The following is a 17499-nucleotide window of genomic DNA, read 5'->3' on the forward strand; positions in this document are numbered from 1 at the left end:
GGGGCGGCGGGTCCGGTGCGTTGTTCCGGGGGGGTTGGGGGGCACGGGGTGTCGTCGTCGTCGTGATCCGCGCACGCATTCGAGCGTGGGGGCGTGAGGTGTCGCGACATTCGCTCGCGCCCGGCTGACGAGGATGAGAGGACTCTCATTCTCGGGGTGTGCATAACGCGTGTTCTGAGCCTGTTTCACCGGGGTGGATGTCGGAGGTCCCTGGCAGAGTGCAGGTATGACGGATGCGGCGGAAACCCCCGGTGGCGAGGACTATCTCGCCGCCTTGGCGGGCATCGTCGCTGATGTCGGGGATGTGGCCGTCGAGTTGGCGCGCGTGCAGATCCGGGAGCTTCGGGCGCTGGCCGATGCAGGGCGGTTGGCGGAGGCGCAGACCGCTCAGCGCAACGCGCGTGTGCAGGTCCACGACATGGCCCTGCGATCGATCGCGGCCGAGGTCGGCGGGGTCATGCGCGTGACCGATCGGACCGTCCAACGCCGGATCGGTGAGGCGCGGACTCTGGTCGAAGGCTTCCCGACGACCGTGGAAGCGTGGGAGCAAGGGCGGATTATCCGCGGGCACGCGATCGCGATCGTCGAGACCGGGACAAGTCTGCCCGCAGAGATGTGGTTCGAGTTCGAACAGGTCGCGATCTCACGGTGCGAGCGCGACACCCCCAACCGGGTGCGAGGCGAGTTGGAGATCCTCGCCCACCGGATGCACCCGCGCTCGTTCGCGGAACGGCACGAGGAGGCTGCCGCTGGGCGGTGCGTCCGGATCGTGCCGGGACGAGACGGAATGTCCGACGTGGTCGCAACCGTCCCGACGGTGATCGCCGAAGGGATCCACGACCGGCTCACGCAGCAGGCGCGCGCGATCATCGACACCCGCGACGAGCGGGCCGCCGCGTGCGGCGGGGCTGGTGTCGCGTTCGGGGAAGCCGCCGCGACGCACAGCGACAACGACAACGACAACGACAACGACAACGACAACGAAGATGCCGCCGCCATCGTCGCCACCGACCAGCGCTCCATCGACCAGGTCCGAGCGGATGTGTTCGCCGACCTGCTCCTCGCGGGAACCCCAGCGCTCAATGACACCCGCGACACCACCGCCGGGCCGCTGGGCGCGATCCGCGCGCGCGTGCAAGTGCTCATCCCCGCCGCGACGCTCACCGGAGAAGACGACGGGCCCTGCGACCTCGCCGGGCGCTCCCCCATCGACCCCGCGACGGCGCGCACCCTCGCCGGCGGCACCCATACCTGGGAGCGCCTGTTCCACGACCCCACCACCGGTGTCACGGTCTCCGCCGACTCATACCGGGTACCGTCCGGGATGCGACGGTTCCTGCAAGCCCGTGACCAGCACTGCCGGTTCCCCGGATGCCGNNACCAACTTGGCTCATCTGTGCCAACGGCATCACTCCATGAAGCAATTCACCGCGTGGAGAGTGCGACAACTCACGGGTGGAGTCCTGGAATGGACCTCACCCCTCGGCAGGACCTACAGAGAAGACGCACCGACACCGGCCGTCGCGTTCACCCCTGCCGCACCACCATCACCGCCACCCGCACCAGCGGAACCCGCACCCTTCTGAGCATCACGCGGCAATCAGAGCGCGTCGCGCCCAGCGAACACGCCTGAGGGTGACGTGTCGGTGAGAGCGCATCCTGCATCCCACCATCCCGCGTTTCCTGCGCGGCAACACAAAGCGTCAGACGAGATCAGCAAGCGTCCGGCGCCGCTGGTCGAGGTCCCGCAGCGCGACCCGAACCGCGCGACCCTCCTCGGAGTCCGCCGGCACGCGCTGGACGGCGCCGAGCAGCTCCGCCTTCTCCCGATCCATCGCCCGCAGCCGAAGCCGACGGCACAGCGCACGCGCCGACGTCGTCGCCTCCACCTCCGTCAGCGCCGGGAACGACGCCGTCAACAACTCCGCAGCGAGCCCGCGATACGGCTCCCGCGTCGCATCCACGGCAGCCGTCGACCACCCGACACGAGACCGATCCGGCTGAGCGGCGACCGCCTGGCGCACCGCGTCGAGCGCGGGGTGCTCCATCGGGATCTGCAGCGCGGCATCCACCTCGTCCCGGTCGATGACGTGCCCGTACTGCAGCACACCCATCAGCGCATCCCGCTCGAGGGTCACGCTCGCCGTCCGCGGAAGGCTCGCCACCGTCACCCGCAACGACGGAGCCGCTCCATCCGAGGACCTCTCGACCGGAGCGGCCTCCGGCTCCCGCGGGCTGCGCGACCCGCGCGCCGCGCGCTCCACCGCCGGAGTGACCTCACCGAGGTCCATCCCGAGCTTGCGCGCCAGCACCCGCGTGTACCCCGGTCGCAGCGACGGGTCGCGGATCTCCGCGACGATCGGAGCGGCCGCGCGCAACGCGCCGACCCGGCCCTCGACGCTCCCGAGATCGAACCCGGCCAGCTTCTGGTCGATGACGAACTCGAACATCGGCGCCTTCGCATCCATCAACGCCCGCACGGCGCCGTCGCCGCGATTGAGCCGCAGATCGCACGGATCGAGACCGTCCGGCGCGACCGCCACGTACGTCTGCGCCGCGAACCGCTTCTCCTCCGAGAACGCCCGCAACGCCGCTTTCTGCCCCGCCGCATCCGGATCGAACGTGAAGATCACCTCGCCAGAGGCACTGTCGTCACCCATCACCCGGCGCAGCACCGTGATGTGGTCCGACCCGAACGCGGTGCCGCACGTCGCGATCGCCGTCGTCACCCCGGCGAGGTGGCACGCCATCACGTCGGTGTACCCCTCCACGACGACGACACGGTGCGAGCGGGAGACGTCCTTCTTCGCGAGGTCGAGACCGTAGAGAACCTGCGCCTTCTTGTAGATCGGCGTCTCGGGCGTGTTCAGGTACTTGGGGCCCTGATCGTCCTCGTACAGCTTCCGCGCGCCGAACCCGATCGTCTGGCCCGTGAGGTCGCGGATCGGCCACACCACCCGTCCGCGGAACCGGTCGTACACGCCGCGCTGCCCCTGCGACACGAGCCCCGCCGTTGCCAACTCCTCGTCGGTGAAGCCCTGCGCGCGCAGGGCGTCCCGCATGTTGTTCCAGCCCTTCGGCGCGTAACCGACACCGAAGTGCGCGGCGGCGCCGGCATCGAATCCCCGTTCGCCGAGGAACCGGCGACCCGCGTCGGCCTCCGCCGTCGCGAGCTGCCCCCGGAAGTACTCGGCCGCGGCCGTGTTCGCCTGGTACAGCCGCGTCCGACCGCCGGTCTCGGGAGCGGCCCCGCCGTCCTCGTAGTGCAGCTGGTATCCGATACGGCCCGCGAGACGCTCGACCGCCTCGGTGAACGACAGGTGGTCCATCGCGCGCAGGAACGAGTAGACGTCGCCCGACTCCCCGCATCCGAAGCAGTGGTAGTACCCCGCCTGCGGCCGCACGTTGAAGCTCGGACTGCGCTCATCGTGGAACGGGCAGAGTCCCTTGAGGGATCCCACACCCGCCGACTTCAGCGCGACCCGCTCCCCCACGATGTCCGCGATGTTCGTCCGAGCCTTCACCTCGTCGACGTCGGACTGCCGGATGCGGGCCATCAGAGACCTTCGATCGGCTCGGGAAGGGCGAAGCTCGCGTTCGCGACGACCCGAGACCCCGCTGGCCAGAGGCCGAGTTCGCGCAGGTCCACGGGCCCGACCAGAGCCGAGTGCCACTCGATCGCGAAACGGTCGGTGAGCGTCGCCACCTGATCGACCACGACGCGCTTGCGTTCGACATCGCTCGATGCCGCCGCGAAGTCCACCGCGTGCACCCGATCGAGGTGCTCCGGACGCTCCAGCAGAGCCGACGCGAGGCGCTTCAGCACCCGACGCTGCTCCTTGTAGAGCCCCTTACGACCGTCGATCGACACGACGAACGCCCCGATCGTGCCCTTCAGCACCGCCATCTCGGCCTCGATGACCCGCGGCACGATCATCCGTCCGCGGTAGCGGGTCAGCGCGGGCGTGTCGTAGTGCTCGCGCGTCGCCGCCGTCGCGGCACGAGCGAAGCGCCCGATGAAGTCGGACGTGAGGTTCTTCAGCCGGGCCACCGACGCCCGCGTGCCGTCGAAGTCGGTCATCCACTCGGGCAGTCGCACGAGTCGGTACAGCGCATCGGCGAGTTCATCTCGGCTGAACCCGAGCCCGACCCACGACTGGATCGCCGTCAGCAGCGCCTCGCGCTCCCGGGCATCCGCGAGTCGGCGGGGATCGAGGTAACCGTTCAGGACGGCGTCCTCGAAGTCGTGCACCGAGTAGGCGATGTCGTCGGAGAGGTCCATGACCTCGGCCTCGATGCACCGCACGCGGCCGGGCGCGCCCTGCCGCATCCACCGGAAGATCGCCTCGTCCTCGGCGTACACACCGAATTTCTGGCGTCCTCCGGGATCCGGGATCGCGTGATCCGCCGTCCACGGGTACTTGCAGGTCGCGTCGAGGCTCGCGCGGGTGAGGTTCAGCCCGAAGCTCTCGCCGTCGTCGTCGACGACCTTCGGCTCGAGACGGGCGAGGATGCGCAGCGACTGCGCATTGCCCTCGAACCCGCCGATGTCCTCGGCCCACTCGTTGAGCGCCCGCTCGCCGTTGTGCCCGAAAGGCGGATGCCCGAGGTCATGACTCAGGCACGCCGTGTCGACCACGTCGGGCGAGAGCTCCAACGCGATCGCGAGCTCGCGTCCCACCTGCGCGACCTCGAGCGAGTGCGTGAGGCGGTTGCGCGCGAAGTCGTCGGGGCTCGCGGGGCTCAGCACCTGCGTCTTGGCCGCGAGCCGCCGGAACGCCGCGGAGTGCAGCACCCGGGCACGGTCACGGGCGAACCCGTCGCGCAGGGAACGGTGCTTCTCCGCGTGGAAACGCTCGGCGTCGTGGTCGTCGTAGCCTGTGGGACGTCCGGCGGCGATGCCCACGCTCGCGCCGACCACCGACTCAGCCGCCACTGGTGTCGAGCTCCGCATCCGCAAGGGCGGTGGATGCCGCGTGTCCGATCTCGCGCGAGTCGAGCCACCCGTCGGGCAGGGCCGGCCGCTTCGGCGTGCCCGCACGCCCGCGCTGACCCTCCGCGGCGGCGCCGGGGTACGGCGCGTCGAGGTCGAGCGTCGCGAGCAGCTCGTCGATCTCCGCGAGGCTCGACGCGGTCGCGAGACGAGCCCGGAGGTCACCCCCGACGGGGTAGCCCTTGAAGTACCAGGCGACGTGCTTGCGGATGTCGCGGCAGCCGCGGTCCTCGTCCTCGAAGAACTCGACCAGCAGCTCCGCGTGGCGACGGAACGCGGCCGCGACGAACCCGAGGGTCGCATCGACGGGCGGAGCGGTGTGGCCGGTGCCGAGTTCGCGCGCGAGGTCACCGAAGAGCCAGGGGCGGCCGAGGCATCCGCGTCCGACGACGACACCGTCGCAACCGGTCTCGGCCATCATCCGGCGGGCGTCCTCCGCCGACCAGATGTCGCCGTTGCCGAGCACGGGGACGCTCGTGACCGTCTCCTTCAACTTCGCGATCGCTGACCAGTCCGCGTGGCCCGAGTAGAACTCCGATGCCGTCCGCGCGTGCAGCGCGACGGCGGCGACGCCGGCGCCTTCGGCGATCCGGCCGGCCTCGAGGTAGGTCAGGTGGTCGGAGTCGATGCCCTTGCGCATCTTGACGGTCAACGGGATGTCGCCGGCGGCCTTCGCGGCGCGTTCGACGATCTCGCGGAACAGCTCGGTCTTCCACGGCAGCGCCGCACCGCCGCCCTTGCGGGTCACCTTGGGGACGGGGCATCCGAAGTTCAGATCGACGTGGTCGGCGTGATCCTCCTCGACGATGATCCGGACCGCGGCCTCGACGGTCGCCGGGTCGACGCCGTACAGCTGGATCGACCGGGGGGTCTCGGACTCGTGGTGGCGGATGAGCCGCATCGTCGTGGCGTTGCGCTCGACCAGAGCGCGCGTCGTGATCATCTCGCTCACGTAGAGGCCCGCACCGTACTCGCGGCACAGGCGACGGAAGGCCGTGTTGGTGATGCCGGCCATGGGTGCGAGGACGACGGGAGCGTCGAGGGTGATCGGCCCGATACGCAGGGGCGCGGGGGGTGCGAGGGTCGAGGACATATCCTTCCCATTCTCCCAGACGGCGAGCGCTTGCGGGATCGGCGCGCGTCCTATCGTGGAGACATGACCGAAACCCCCTCCCTCCGCGACATCCCGTTCACCACGGCCGACGGGAAGGAGGCGACGCTGGGCGACTTCGGCGACAAGGCGTTCCTCATCGTCAACGTCGCGTCGAAGTGCGGGTTGGCCCCGCAGTACGAGCAGCTCGAGGAGCTGCAGAAGACGTACGGCGAGCGCGGCCTGCAGGTCATCGGGTTCCCGTGCAACCAGTTCATGGGGCAGGAGCCCGGATCGATGGAGGAGATCCTCGACTACTGCGCCGTCAACTGGGGCATCACGTTCCCCATCATGGACAAGATCCGGGTGAACGGCTCGCACGCCGCTCCGCTCTACAAGGCGCTGAAGAAGACCCCGAACGCGGAGCGCGCGAAGGGCCCCGTCATGTGGAACTTCGAGAAGTTCCTCGTGACGCGGGACGGCGAGCTGCACCGCTTCCGTCCGCAGACCAAGCCGAACGAGCCCGAGGTGATCGCGGCGATCGAGGACGCGCTGGCCTGATCAGCTCGCGGCCGACGCCTCCGCGCGCTCGGACCACACCTGACGTGCGATCTGCGCGAACGCCTCGGCGGGCTGCGCCCCGCTGACGCCGTACTTGCCGTCGATGACGAAGAACGGCACACCCTGGATGCCGTAGGCCTGCGCCTGCGCCTGGTCGGCCCGCACCGCCTCGAGGTAGCGGCCGGACTCCAGCGCGTCGCGCGCGGCCTCCCGGTCGAGTCCCGCCTCGACGGCGAGCTCCACGAGGTCGTCGATGCGACCGACGTGACGGCCCTCGGTGAAGTAGGCCGACATGAGCCGCTCGGTCATCTCCTTCTGGAGACCCTGCTCCTTCGCGAAGTGGAGCAGCTCGTGCGCCTTCACCGTGTTCGTGTGCTTCAGCAGGTCGAACCGGTACTCGAGGCCCGCCTCGGCGGCGACACCCGTCACCCGGTCGAGCATCGGCTTGACCTGCTCGGGTGTCATGCCCTTGTGCTGCGACAGGAAGTCGACCTCGTTCCCGTCGAAGTCGACGGGGGTGTCCGGGGACAGCTCGTACGAGTGGAACGTCACCTCCACGCGGGGGGCGTCGGCGTCGTCCGCCGTCGCCGCGAGCCCCGTCTCGAGGTTGCGCTTGCCGATGTAGCACCAGGGGCAGGCGATGTCACTCCACACGTCGATCTTGATGGCATCCGTCACATCGCCTGCAACGCGCCCGGCACTCGCATCTATTCCCGCCGCCGTCCTAGGCTGGCGGGATGCTCTCCGCCGACGACCCGCTGCCGGCTCCGCCCCGTCGCGTCGTGATCGCGGGCACCACGGGGGTGGGCAAGTCCACCCTCGCGCGACGGCTCGCGGACCTATGGCATCTCGAGTACACCGAGCTCGACTCGCTCTTCCACGGACCGGGCTGGACGCCCCGGCCCGAGTTCCTCGACGACGTGCGCCACGTCGCCGCCGGTGAGCGGTGGGTGTCGGAGTGGAACTACTTCAGCGCGGGCGGCGGGCAGGTGCTCGGCGAGCGCGCCGACCTCGCGGTGTGGCTCGACCTCCCCCGTCGCATCGCGCGCGCCCGGCTGGTGCGACGCACCCTGCGGCGCAGCATCCTGCGGCAGCCCCTGTGGAACGGGAACGTCGAGCCTCCCCTGTGGACGGTCCTCCGCGACCCCGACCACATCCTGCGGTGGGAGATGCGCACGCACGGCACCTGGCGGGAACGGATGCCGCGGGTCGCCGCCGAGTACGACGTGCCCGTCGTACGCCTCCGCCATCCGCGGGAGGTCGAGCGCTGGCTCGCGGGACCCGCCGCGCGCGCCGCGGACTGACCTCAGGTGGACGTCGGGGCGTCCTTGGCCCCGCCGAAGCGGCGGTCGCGCGACAGATAGAGCTCGATCGCTCCCCACAGGTCGGTCCGCGAGAAGTCGGGCCACAGCGTGTCGAGGAACACCATCTCGGCGTACGCCGCCTCCCACAGCAGGAAGTTGGACGTCCGCTGCTCACCGCTCGACCGCACGAAGAGGTCGACGTCGGGCATGTCGGAGACGTACAAGTGCCGCCGGAGCGTCTTCTCGGTGATGGCCGAGGGCTTCAGCTTTCCGCGGGCGATCTCCTCACCCATCGCCCGCATCGCGTCGATGATCTCCAGCCGCCCGCCGTAGTTGATGCACATCGTCAGCGTCAGGCCGGTGTTGCCGGACGTCAGCTGCTCGGCGTACTGCAGTTCCTTGATGACCGAGCCCCACAGCCGCGGCTTGCGTCCGGCCCAGCGGATGCGGACGTTCCACTCGTTGAGCTGGTCCCGTCGCCGGTGCAGCACGTCGCGGTTGTACCCCATGAGGAAGCGCACCTCTTCGGGCGAGCGCGCCCAGTTCTCCGTGGAGAAGGCGTAGACGCTGAGGTGTTTGACGCCCGCCTGGATCGCCCCGGCGACGACGTCGAGCAGCACCTCCTCGCCCGCGCGATGCCCTTCGATCCGGGTCAGCCCGCGGCGGTTCGCCCACCGGCCGTTGCCGTCCATGACGATCGCGACGTGAGCCGGCACCGCCCCCTTCGGGAATTCCGGCGGGTACAGCCCGGTCCAGTCTAGCGGTCGATAGGGCACCGCGTCGCGATGCGTGTACGGCTTGGGACTCACCGAGGCGCCTCCAGGTGGGACAGGGAACGGATGCCGCGCTCGGTGTGCCACTGTGCGTAGGCGGCGATGAGGCCGGAGGATGCCGCGGTGGCGCCGGACGAGGCGGCATCCACCACATCCCACTCCCCCGCCAGCAGCGCCCGCAGCAGATCGCCGGTCTCGACACTCACCCGCGGAGCACCGGTGGGCGCGCACGCGGAGCAGACGATGCCGCCCAGCTGCGCGACGAACCACTCGTGCGGCCCCGGAGCACCGCACCGCGCACACTCCCGCAGGGACGGCGCCCACCCCGAGAGCGACATGACCCTCAGGAGGTACGAGTCGAGCACCGACCGCGGGGCGTGGTCGCCGCGGGCGAGGGCGCGGAGCCCGCCGACGAGGAGCAGGTACTGCTGCGGCGTCGTCTCGGCCTCGTTGAGCCGGTCGGCGGTCTCGGACATGGCGGATGCCGCGGTGTACCGGTCGTAATCGGTCGCGATGTCCGCACCGTAGGCGCCCAGGGACTCGGCCTGCTGCACGATGTCGAGCGAGCGGCCCTTGTACATCTGGACGTCGGCGACCATGAACGGCTCGAGCCGGGCGCCGAACTTCGACGACGTCCGCCGGACACCCTTCGCGACGGCGCGCACCTTGCCGTGACGACGGCTGAGCATCGTCACGATGCGGTCCGCCTCGCCCAGCTTGTGGGTGCGAAGGACCACGACCTCGTCGCGGTAAGTGGGCACCCCTCGATTATCCCGTGACCGGGCACAATGAAGGCGTGACCGAGCCGCAGTTCCTCATCCCCCTCTGGGCCGACCTCACCGCCGTCGGGCTCGGCGGCGTACAGGGCGCCCTGTTCGCCTCGGGGTTCCAGGGTCAGCGCCGACTCGACCTGCTCGGGGTCGCGATCATCGGCGTCGTGATGGGTCTCGGCGGCGGCATGATCCGCGATCTGCTCCTGAACACGACCCCCGTCGCCCTCCAGAGCGACGGGTACCTCATCACCGTCACCGCCGCGGCCCTCGTCGGGATGCTGCTGGCGAACCTCTTCCGGCGGCTCAACGCCGTCATCGTGGCGCTCGACGCCGTCGCGATCGGCATGTTCGGCGCGCTGGGGACGACCAAGGCGTTGGCGCTCGGGCTCCCCCTCATCCCGTCCGTCTTCGTCGGCGCGTGCGCGGCGGTCGGCGGCGGCCTGCTGCGCGACGTGTTCATGGGTCTCCCCGTTGCGATGATGCACGTCGGCTCGCTCTACGCCGTCGCTGCGGCGGTGGGATGCGCCGTCCTGGCCGTCCTCGACGTCGTCGGCGTCGCGGCGGTGCCGGCGGCGATCACCTGCATCGCGGTGACCGCCGTCATCCGGGTCCTCGCCGTCGCGTTCGACATCTCCCTGCCGGAGCAGCGCGCGCTGTACCGGCGCAAAGTCGCCGTCGAGACCTCGACGATCCCGATCATCAGACCGTGATCGGGTCCCGACGGCGACCGCGCGGGAATCAGACGCCCGCGAGCTCGCTCTCGGACACGCGGCTGCGGATCGCCCGGTTGACCGCCGAGACGACCGCCTTCAGGCTCGCCGTCGAGATGTCGCCGTCGATGCCGACGCCCCAAAGGCGCTGGTCACCGACCTGCAGCTCGACGTACGCGGCCGCGTGGGCGTCGCCGCCGGCGCCCAGGGTGTGCTCGACGTAGTCGTAGAGGGAGATCTCGAAACCGCGCTCGCCCAGCACCTTCAGGAACGCCGCGATGGGACCGTTGCCGGCGCCCGTCGCCGAGACGCGCTCCTCGCCGTCGCGGAGCGTCACCTCGAGCGCGACCTCCCCGGACATGTCGCTCTGCGTACGGGTCGACAGCAGTTCGAAGCGACCCCACTTCTCGTCGGCGGCGGCAGCGGGCAGGTACTCGTCGGAGAAGATCGACCAGATCTGACCGCTCGAGACCTCGCCGCCCTCGGCATCCGTCTTCGCCTGCACGACCCCCGAGAACTCGATCTGCAGCTTGCGCGGCAGGTCGAGCGCGTGGTCGGTCTTCAGCAGGTAGGCGACACCGCCCTTGCCGGACTGCGAGTTGACCCGGATGACGGCCTCGTAGGAGCGTCCCAGGTCCTTCGGGTCGATCGGCAGGTACGGCACGGCCCACTCGATCTCGTCGACCGAGACGCCCGCCGCCTGGGCACGCGCCTCCATCGCCTCGAAGCCTTTCTTGATGGCGTCCTGGTGCGACCCGCTGAACGCGGTGAAGACCAGGTCGCCCGCCCAGGGGCTCCGCTCGGGCACGGGCAGCTGGTTGCAGTACTCGGCGGTGCGCTTGACGTGGTCGATGTCGCTGAAGTCGATCTGCGGGTCGATGCCCTGCGTCAGCAGGTTGATCCCCAGGGCGACCAGGTCGACGTTGCCCGTGCGCTCGCCGTTGCCGAAGAGGCATCCCTCGATGCGATCGGCCCCGGCCATGTAGCCGAGCTCCGCCGCGGCGATCGCGGTGCCGCGGTCATTGTGAGGGTGCAGCGACAGGATGACGTTCTCGCGGTGGGCCAGGTGCCGGCTCATCCACTCGATCGAGTCGGCGTAGACGTTGGGCGTCGCCATCTCGACGGTCGCCGGCAGGTTGATGATGACCTTGCGCTCAGGGGTCGGCTCGAAGACCTCGATGACCTGGTTGCAGACGTCGACGGCGAACTCGAGCTCGGTGCCGGTGTAGCTCTCGGGCGAGTACTCGTAGTAGACGGTCGTCTCGGGGATCGTCTTCTCGTACTCGCGGCACAGGCGCGCACCCTCGAGGGCGATGTCGATGATGCCCTGCTGGTCGGTGCGGAAGACGACCTCGCGCTGCAGCACGCTCGTGGAGTTGTACAGGTGGACGATCGCCTGCTTGGCACCGGCGATCGACTCGTACGTGCGCTTGATGAGGTGGTCGCGGGCCTGCGTCAGCACCTGGATCGTGACGTCCTCGGGGATGAGGTCCTCTTCGATCAGCTGGCGCACGAAGTCGAAGTCGGTCTGGCTCGCGCTCGGGAAGCCGACCTCGATCTCCTTGTAGCCCATCTTCACGAGCAGCTCGAACATGATCCGCTTGCGCTCGGGGCTCATCGGGTCGATGAGCGCCTGGTTGCCGTCGCGCAGGTCGACGGCGCACCACCGGGGTGCGACCTCGATGCGTCTGCCCGGCCACGTGCGATCGGGCAGTTCGACGCGGATCTGCTCGTGGAACGGGCGGTACTTGTGGATCGGGGCGCCGGAGGGCTTCTGGGTGTTTCGCATGATGGGTGCTTCTTCTCTCGTCACTGGTGCGGACCCACGACAACCTCCGCGACGAGTTGGTCCTAGATCGAGGACTCGTCGCGGCGACGAAGAAGGAGGCCGCAGAAGCGCATACCGACACGTTACACCCCGATCCGAAGCGCCGACATCCGAGACGGATGCCGCGGCCCCGACACTCTCCCGGTATGACGCTCCGCCGATCCGCCGCCGTCCTGCTCGCCGGCGCCACCCTGCTGCTCACCTCCTGCGCCGCCGCGGCTGATGCGGGTGGCTCCGCTGCGCCTCCCGGAGCCGCGCTCGCCGCGCTGACACCGGAGGACCCGACCGGCGAGGTGCTCGCCCAGGGCACCGTCCTCGACGACGGGACGACGGCGACGCTGTGCCTGGGTGCCGTCGCCGAGTCCGCGCCGCCGCAGTGCAGCGGCATCCCCCTGATCGGATGGTCCTGGGAGGGCCTCACGGACGCGGCCTCTGCCGGCGGCTCGACCTGGGGGACGTACGCCGTGCGCGGTGTCTACGACGGCGAGAGCTTCACCATCCGCGACGCACCCGTCCCCCTCGCCCTGTTCGACCCGATCGCCCGGCCCGACCCGACCGGCGGGAAGGCGGGCGCCGCGTCCGCTCAGGATGCGGCGGCGATCCAGTCGATCGTGCCCGATGCCCTCGGCTCGGGCTACCTCGGTTCGTACGACCAGGACGGCTGGGTGTACGTCGACGTCGTCTGGGACGACGGGACCTGGCAGCGCGCCGCGGACGAGGACTTCGGTCCGGGAAAGGTGATCATCCGGTCCGCGCTGCGCTCCGTCGACTGAGCGGCGTCGCTCTCCGTCACGGCAGCAACGCGAGCTTGCCGCCCGGGTGCCCCTCCATGAGGAAGCGCGCCGCCTCGACCGCGTCGGCGAACGGGAAGGTGCGGGCGACCGGCACCTCGAGCAGTCCGCGCTGCGCGAGGTCGACGAGCTCGCCGCGGACGGCGTCTCGGAAGGCCGCGCTCGCGCGCAGCATGCCACCGATCGCGACGATGCCCTCGGACTCGAGGTCGCGACGGACGATCGTGATGATGCGGGTCCGGTCCTCGACGAGCGTGAGCGAGGCCTCAATCGCCTCGTCGGTCCCCACCCCGTCGAGCGACGCGACGAAGGAGGCGCCGGCCGCGGCATCCTTCGCCCGGTCGACGAGGCCCGGGCCGTACGCGATCGGGATGCCGCCGTAGCGCCGCACGACGTCGGCGTTCCGCTCGCTCGCCGTCCCGACCACGCGGACACCGCGGATCGCCGCCTGCTGCAGGAAGCTCACTCCGACCGCGCCGGAGGCGGCGTGGAACAGCACCGTGTCGCCGCTTCGCGCACCGCTCAGCTCGAGCAGCTCGGCGGCCGTCGCACCGGCCAGGAGCAGGTTCGCGGCTTCGGGATGCGTGAGGTTCGACGGCTTCGCGAAGACTTTCTCGGCGGGGACCGTCAGCTCGGTCGCGTACCCGCCGCTCACGCGGAACGCGAGCACCTCGTCGCCGACCGTCGCCGCGCCCGAGCCGATCCGCGTGTCGGCACCGAGCGCGGTGATCTCGCCGGACACCTCGTACCCGATCGGGAAGGGGAACGACGCGCCCGGACGAGTGGGGTACTTCACATCCGCGGGGTTCATCCCGGCGGCGTGGACCCGGATCGTCACCTCGCCGGGGCCCGGTGCCGGCACCTCGACCTCGCGGAGCTCCCACTGCGACAGACCCTCAGGCCCCGTCGCGAACCATGCCTGTGCCATGCCGTCGTCCTTCCGTGAGCTGCCGGCTCCGTCGCCGGTCAGAATCCGAGGCGCCCCAGTTGCTTGGGGTCGCGCTGCCACTCCTTGGCCACCCGGACGCGCAGCGACAGGAACACGCGGCCTCCGACGAGCGGCTCGATGCCCGCTCGCGACCGCGCCCCGACGTCCTTCAGACGGGACCCGCCCCGGCCGATGATGATGGCCTTCTGACTGTCGCGCTCGACGACGATGTTCGCGTACACGTCGGTCAGATCACTGTCCTCGCGCGCCCGGATGTCCTCGACCGTCACGGCGATGGAGTGGGGCAGCTCGTCGCGGACGCCGTCGAGCGCCGCCTCGCGGATGATCTCGGCGATCCGGTCCTCGACGCTCTCGTCGGTGACGACCCCCTCGGGGTAGAGCGCGGGGCCCTCGGGCATGAGCTTCAGCAGCTCGTCGGCGAGCACGTCGAGCTGGTCGTCGGTGACGGCCGAGAGCGGGATGACGGCGGCCCAGTCCTCGCGCAGCGCGTCGACCTCCATGAGGCGCTCGGTGATCTCCTCGCGGGTCGCGATGTCGACCTTCGTGACGATGGCCACCTTCTTCGCGCGACCGTATCCGTCGAGGGATGCCGCGATCCGCCGGTCGCCGGGTCCCACTTTCTCGGTGGCCGGCACGAGGAATCCGATGGCGTCGACGTCGCCGAGCACCTGCTCGACGAGGTCGTTGAGGCGCTGGCCCAGCAGCGTCCGCGGCTTGTGGATGCCGGGGGTGTCGACGATGACGAGCTGTCCGCTCGGGCGGTTCAGGATGCCGCGGATCGCCTTGCGGGTCGTCTGCGGCTTGTCGCTCGTGATCGCGACCTTCTCGCCGACGAGGGCGTTGGTCAGCGTCGACTTGCCCACGTTGGGGCGTCCGACGAACGTCACGAAACCGGAACGGTCGGTCACGGTCACTCCGATCCCCGCGAGACGCGGATCTCTCCGGTGGTGGGTGCGAAGGCGCTCTCGGCGGCCTCCAGGCTCTCGGCGCGCTCGACGAACACGGTGGCGAGACCGCGGCCGCGACCGAGGGAGGTGCCGCCGGTCAGGATCAGGCCGCTGTGCTCGACGCGGGCGCCGGGCACCGGGACGCTGCCGAGCGCCTTGCCGAACAGGCCGCCGATCGAGTCGACGTCGTCGTCCTCGAGCTCGATGCCGAAGAGGTCGCCGACCTCGTCGAGCCCCAGGCGGGTGCTCACGCGGAAACGGCCGTCGCCGAGGTCCGTGACCTCGCTCGTGCGCAGGTCGTACTCGTCGGCGATCTCCCCGACGAGCTCCTCGATGAGGTCTTCGAGGGTCACGAGACCCGACACCCCGCCGTATTCGTCGACGACGAGGCAGACGTGCACGGCTTCGCGCTTCATCTGCTGCAGCAGCGTCTCGGCGCGCATCGACTCGGGCACGAAGACCGCCGGCCGGGCGATCTGCGCGACCGGCACGCCGCGCCACGCGGTCTCGTCGCGGTAGGCGAACTGGACGAGGTCCTTCAGGTACACGACACCGGTGATGTCGTCGGCCTCGCCGTCGGCGATCGGGATGCGCGAGACGCCCTTGTCGAGGAAGAGCGTCATCGCCTGCTGCGTCGTGGCCGCGGCATCCATCGTCACCATGTCGGTGCGCGGCACCATGACGGCGCGCACGAACCGATCGGTGAAGTCGAACACGGAGTGGATCAGGTCGCGGTCGTCCGCCTCGATGAGGTCCTGCGACGCGGCCTCGTCGACCATGCTGAGGAGCTGCTCCTCGGAGGCGAACGAAGCACCCCGGTGGATGCCGGGGGTCAGCCGGTCCCCTACGAGGACGAGGAGGTGCGCGAGGGGTCCGAGCACGATGCGCGCGCCGCGGATGAGCGGGGCGCAGAACCGCAGGAAGCCCTTGGCGTGCTGACGCCCGACGGCGCGCGGCGAGGCGCCGACGAGGACGAAGGAGGCGATCGTCATGAGGACGACGGCGGCGAGCATCGCCCACCAGATGTTGTCGAAGATCAGCGTGAACGCGACCGTCACGAGCACCGCGGCCGCCGTCTCGACGAGGATGCGGATGAACACGACCGCCGTGCGGTGGGCGTCGGGGTCGGCAGCGATCCGCCGCAGGGCCGTTCCCGAGCGCGCCTCGTCGGCGAGGTCGGCGAGGTCGGCGCGACCCGTCACGTCGAGCGCGGCCTCGAGCGAGGCCATCAGCCCGCCGAGCGCGACGAGCAGGCCCGCCGCGACGAGGAGGAGGATCTCGGTCATGCGCGCCGGCGGCGCTCGCTCGAGTGGAACGCGCCGATGAGCTCCTTCTGGAGTCCGAACATCTCGCGCTCCTCCTCGGGCTCGGCGTGGTCGAAGCCGAGCAAATGGAGCAGTCCGTGGGTCGTCAGGAGGATGAGCTCGTCCATCGTGGAGTGCTTCGCCGCCTGCGCCTGGGTCTCGGCGACCTGCGGGCACAGCACGATGTCGCCGAGGAGCCCGGGAGGAGTGGGCGCCTCCTCGGTCCCGGGGCGCAGCTCGTCCATGGGGAAGCTCAGCACGTCGGTCGGACCGGGCTCGTCCATCCACTGCACGTGCAGCGCCTCCATCGCACCCTCGTCGACGAGGAGGATCGCGACGTCCGCGTCGGGGCTGACGTGCAGTTCGGCGAAGTTGTGCTCGGTGAGGCGTAGCAGGACGGTCTCGTCGACCTCCACACCGGACTCGTTGGTGATCTCGATGGTCATGATCGTCCTCGTTTGGGCTGTCGGTCGCGGGGTCCGGCGGGCCGCAGGCCCGCGCGGCGCTCGGCGCGGTTCGCGAACTCGCTCGCCTCGTCGCGCTCACGGCGTGCGGCGAGCTTCTCCTCGTCGTACGCGCTGTAGGCGTCGACGATGCGGCCCACCAGGGTGTGGCGCACGACGTCGTCGCTCGTCAGGCGCGCGAAGTGGATGTCGTCGATGTCCTTGAGCACCCGCGTGACGAGCCGGAGGCCCGACGCGCCCTGCGGCAGGTCGACCTGCGTGATGTCGCCCGTGACGACCATTCGCGTGCCGAACCCGAGACGGGTGAGGAACATCTTCATCTGCTCGGGCGTCGTGTTCTGCGCCTCGTCGAGGACGACGAAGGAGTCGTTCAGGGTGCGCCCGCGCATGTAGGCGAGGGGGGCGACCTCGATCGTTCCCGACGCCATGAGCTTCGGGACGAGCTCGGGGTCCATCATCTCGTTCAACGCGTCGTAGAGCGGCCGCAGGTACGGGTCGATCTTGTCGGTCAGCGTGCCCGGCAGGAATCCGAGGCGCTCCCCCGCCTCGACGGCGGGACGGGTCAGGATGATGCGGCTGACCTCCTTGCGCTGCAGCGCCTGGACGGCCTTGGCCATCGCGAGGTAGGTCTTACCGGTGCCGGCGGGGCCGATGCCGAAGACGATCGTGTTCTCCTCGATCGCGTCGACGTACTCCTTCTGGCCGAGCGTCTTCGGACGGATGACCTTGCCGCGCGAGGAGAGGATTGCTTCGCCGAGGACCTCGGAGGGACGCATCCCGCCGTTGTCCCGCAGGATGCGGCTCGACTGGGTGACGTCGCTCGGGTCGAGGCCTTGCCCCGCCCGCGCCATGCCGATGAGCTCGTCGACGAGTTCGCGGGCGCGCGCCACGGCGTCGCCCTCGCCGGTGAGCGTGATCTCGTTGCCGCGGACGTGCACTTGCACGTCGGGGTGTTCGCGTTCGACGGTGCGCAGCAGGCGGTCCTGAGGACCCAGCAGCTGCACCATCGCGA

Annotated in this window: 16 protein-coding genes and 1 pseudogene; 5 read left to right on the forward strand and 12 right to left on the reverse strand. The window is 70.1% G+C overall.

From position 1 onward, the window contains the following. Positions 1-226 precede the first annotated feature (226 nt). Positions 227-1586, forward strand: a pseudogene (locus AYL44_RS05370) (DUF222 domain-containing protein). Positions 1587-1703: 117 nt separating this feature from the next. Here AYL44_RS05370 and dnaG read toward each other — a convergent pair. From dnaG to dusB, 3 genes are read right to left on the reverse strand one after another with little or no spacing between them, the layout of a single operon-like run. Continuing rightward, the gene (dnaG, locus tag AYL44_RS05375) at positions 1704-3557 is read right to left on the reverse strand and encodes a DNA primase (RefSeq protein ID WP_064002170.1); all 1854 of its coding nucleotides are present in this window, start codon (positions 3555-3557) and stop codon (positions 1704-1706) included. Next, positions 3557-4954, reverse strand: coding sequence for a deoxyguanosinetriphosphate triphosphohydrolase (locus AYL44_RS05380; protein WP_231872747.1), 1398 nt, complete (start codon positions 4952-4954; stop codon positions 3557-3559). Before AYL44_RS05380 ends, dnaG begins: the two co-directional genes overlap by 1 nt. Continuing rightward, positions 4926-6086 (reverse strand): tRNA dihydrouridine synthase DusB, encoded by a 1161-nt coding sequence (dusB, locus tag AYL44_RS05385; RefSeq protein ID WP_064002172.1) that lies wholly within the window; start codon positions 6084-6086, stop codon positions 4926-4928. Before dusB ends, AYL44_RS05380 begins: the two co-directional genes overlap by 29 nt. Before the next feature lie 63 nt (positions 6087-6149). On the opposite strand from dusB, the gene AYL44_RS05390 reads away from it, so the two are divergent. Then, positions 6150-6644 carry a glutathione peroxidase gene (locus tag AYL44_RS05390; RefSeq protein ID WP_064002173.1) on the forward strand — a complete coding sequence of 165 codons (495 nt, stop codon included), beginning with the start codon at positions 6150-6152 and terminating at the stop codon, positions 6642-6644. Here AYL44_RS05390 and AYL44_RS05395 read toward each other — a convergent pair whose 3' ends face one another. Continuing rightward, on the reverse strand, positions 6645-7322 hold the full coding sequence (locus AYL44_RS05395) for a DsbA family oxidoreductase (protein WP_064002174.1): 678 nt from the start codon (positions 7320-7322) through the stop codon (positions 6645-6647). 59 nt (positions 7323-7381) lie between these two features. Between AYL44_RS05395 and AYL44_RS05400 the strand changes: the two genes are divergently transcribed. Continuing rightward, the gene (locus AYL44_RS05400; RefSeq protein WP_064002175.1) at positions 7382-7948 is read left to right on the forward strand and encodes a hypothetical protein; all 567 of its coding nucleotides are present in this window, start codon (positions 7382-7384) and stop codon (positions 7946-7948) included. A 2-nt stretch (positions 7949-7950) separates the two neighbouring features. Here AYL44_RS05400 and AYL44_RS05405 read toward each other — a convergent pair whose 3' ends face one another. Together AYL44_RS05405 and recO are read right to left on the reverse strand one after the other, a co-directional pair. Further along, entirely contained in the window at positions 7951-8757 is an 807-nt protein-coding gene (locus tag AYL44_RS05405) for an isoprenyl transferase (protein ID WP_064002176.1), read from the reverse strand. Next, positions 8754-9482, reverse strand: a complete 729-nt coding sequence (gene recO, locus AYL44_RS05410) for a DNA repair protein RecO (RefSeq protein WP_064002177.1) — start codon at positions 9480-9482, stop codon at positions 8754-8756. The genes AYL44_RS05405 and recO overlap by 4 nt, the downstream gene beginning before the upstream one ends. A 35-nt stretch (positions 9483-9517) precedes the next feature. Between recO and AYL44_RS05415 the strand changes: the two genes are divergently transcribed. Beyond that, a complete protein-coding gene (locus tag AYL44_RS05415) occupies positions 9518-10204 on the forward strand; it encodes a trimeric intracellular cation channel family protein (protein WP_064002178.1) in 687 nt (228 codons plus the stop codon). Between the two features lie 28 nt (positions 10205-10232). Here the strand turns inward: AYL44_RS05415 and leuA are convergent, their stop codons facing one another. Continuing rightward, positions 10233-11993: a 2-isopropylmalate synthase gene (gene leuA, locus AYL44_RS05420; RefSeq protein WP_064002179.1), complete on the reverse strand. Its 1761-nt coding sequence runs from the start codon at positions 11991-11993 to the stop codon at positions 10233-10235. A gap of 185 nt (positions 11994-12178) precedes the next feature. On the opposite strand from leuA, the gene AYL44_RS05425 reads away from it, so the two are divergent. Beyond that, the gene (locus tag AYL44_RS05425; RefSeq protein ID WP_064002180.1) at positions 12179-12805 is read left to right on the forward strand and encodes a hypothetical protein; all 627 of its coding nucleotides are present in this window, start codon (positions 12179-12181) and stop codon (positions 12803-12805) included. Between the two features lie 16 nt (positions 12806-12821). Here the strand turns inward: AYL44_RS05425 and AYL44_RS05430 are convergent, their stop codons facing one another. From AYL44_RS05430 to AYL44_RS05450, 5 genes are read right to left on the reverse strand one after another with little or no spacing between them, the layout of a single operon-like run. Continuing rightward, positions 12822-13751 carry a quinone oxidoreductase family protein gene (locus AYL44_RS05430; protein ID WP_064002181.1) on the reverse strand — a complete coding sequence of 310 codons (930 nt, stop codon included), beginning with the start codon at positions 13749-13751 and terminating at the stop codon, positions 12822-12824. A 38-nt stretch (positions 13752-13789) separates the two neighbouring features. Continuing rightward, positions 13790-14686: a GTPase Era gene (gene era / locus AYL44_RS05435; RefSeq protein ID WP_082886099.1), complete on the reverse strand. Its 897-nt coding sequence runs from the start codon at positions 14684-14686 to the stop codon at positions 13790-13792. Further along, positions 14683-16005 (reverse strand): hemolysin family protein, encoded by a 1323-nt coding sequence (locus AYL44_RS05440; protein WP_064002182.1) that lies wholly within the window; start codon positions 16003-16005, stop codon positions 14683-14685. The genes era and AYL44_RS05440 overlap by 4 nt, the downstream gene beginning before the upstream one ends. Further along, on the reverse strand, positions 16002-16469 hold the full coding sequence (ybeY, locus tag AYL44_RS05445) for an rRNA maturation RNase YbeY (RefSeq protein WP_064002183.1): 468 nt from the start codon (positions 16467-16469) through the stop codon (positions 16002-16004). The genes AYL44_RS05440 and ybeY overlap by 4 nt, the downstream gene beginning before the upstream one ends. Beyond that, entirely contained in the window at positions 16466-17494 is a 1029-nt protein-coding gene (locus AYL44_RS05450; RefSeq protein WP_231872748.1) for a PhoH family protein, read from the reverse strand. The genes ybeY and AYL44_RS05450 overlap by 4 nt, the downstream gene beginning before the upstream one ends. Between the last annotated feature and the right edge of the window lie 5 nt (positions 17495-17499).

The organism is Microbacterium oleivorans (assembly GCF_001644225.1).
Taxonomy (GTDB): Bacteria; Actinomycetota; Actinomycetes; order Actinomycetales; family Microbacteriaceae; genus Microbacterium; species Microbacterium gawkjiense.

Excerpts from the sequence above, each read along its gene's own strand:
- dnaG (WP_064002170.1), bottom strand. The coding sequence starts at position 3,557 with ATGGCCCGCATCCGGCAGTCCGACGTCGACGAGGTGAAGGCTCGGACG.
- AYL44_RS05380 (WP_231872747.1), bottom strand. The coding sequence starts at position 4,954 with ATGCGGAGCTCGACACCAGTGGCGGCTGAGTCGGTGGTCGGCGCGAGC.
- dusB (WP_064002172.1), bottom strand. The coding sequence starts at position 6,086 with ATGTCCTCGACCCTCGCACCCCCCGCGCCCCTGCGTATCGGGCCGATC.
- AYL44_RS05390 (WP_064002173.1), top strand. The coding sequence starts at position 6,150 with ATGACCGAAACCCCCTCCCTCCGCGACATCCCGTTCACCACGGCCGAC.
- AYL44_RS05400 (WP_064002175.1), top strand. The coding sequence starts at position 7,382 with ATGCTCTCCGCCGACGACCCGCTGCCGGCTCCGCCCCGTCGCGTCGTG.
- leuA (WP_064002179.1), bottom strand. The coding sequence starts at position 11,993 with ATGCGAAACACCCAGAAGCCCTCCGGCGCCCCGATCCACAAGTACCGC.
- AYL44_RS05425 (WP_064002180.1), top strand. The coding sequence starts at position 12,179 with ATGACGCTCCGCCGATCCGCCGCCGTCCTGCTCGCCGGCGCCACCCTG.
- AYL44_RS05430 (WP_064002181.1), bottom strand. The coding sequence starts at position 13,751 with ATGGCACAGGCATGGTTCGCGACGGGGCCTGAGGGTCTGTCGCAGTGG.
- AYL44_RS05440 (WP_064002182.1), bottom strand. The coding sequence starts at position 16,005 with ATGACCGAGATCCTCCTCCTCGTCGCGGCGGGCCTGCTCGTCGCGCTC.
- ybeY (WP_064002183.1), bottom strand. The coding sequence starts at position 16,469 with ATGACCATCGAGATCACCAACGAGTCCGGTGTGGAGGTCGACGAGACC.
- AYL44_RS05450 (WP_231872748.1), bottom strand. The coding sequence starts at position 17,494 with ATGGTGCAGCTGCTGGGTCCTCAGGACCGCCTGCTGCGCACCGTCGAA.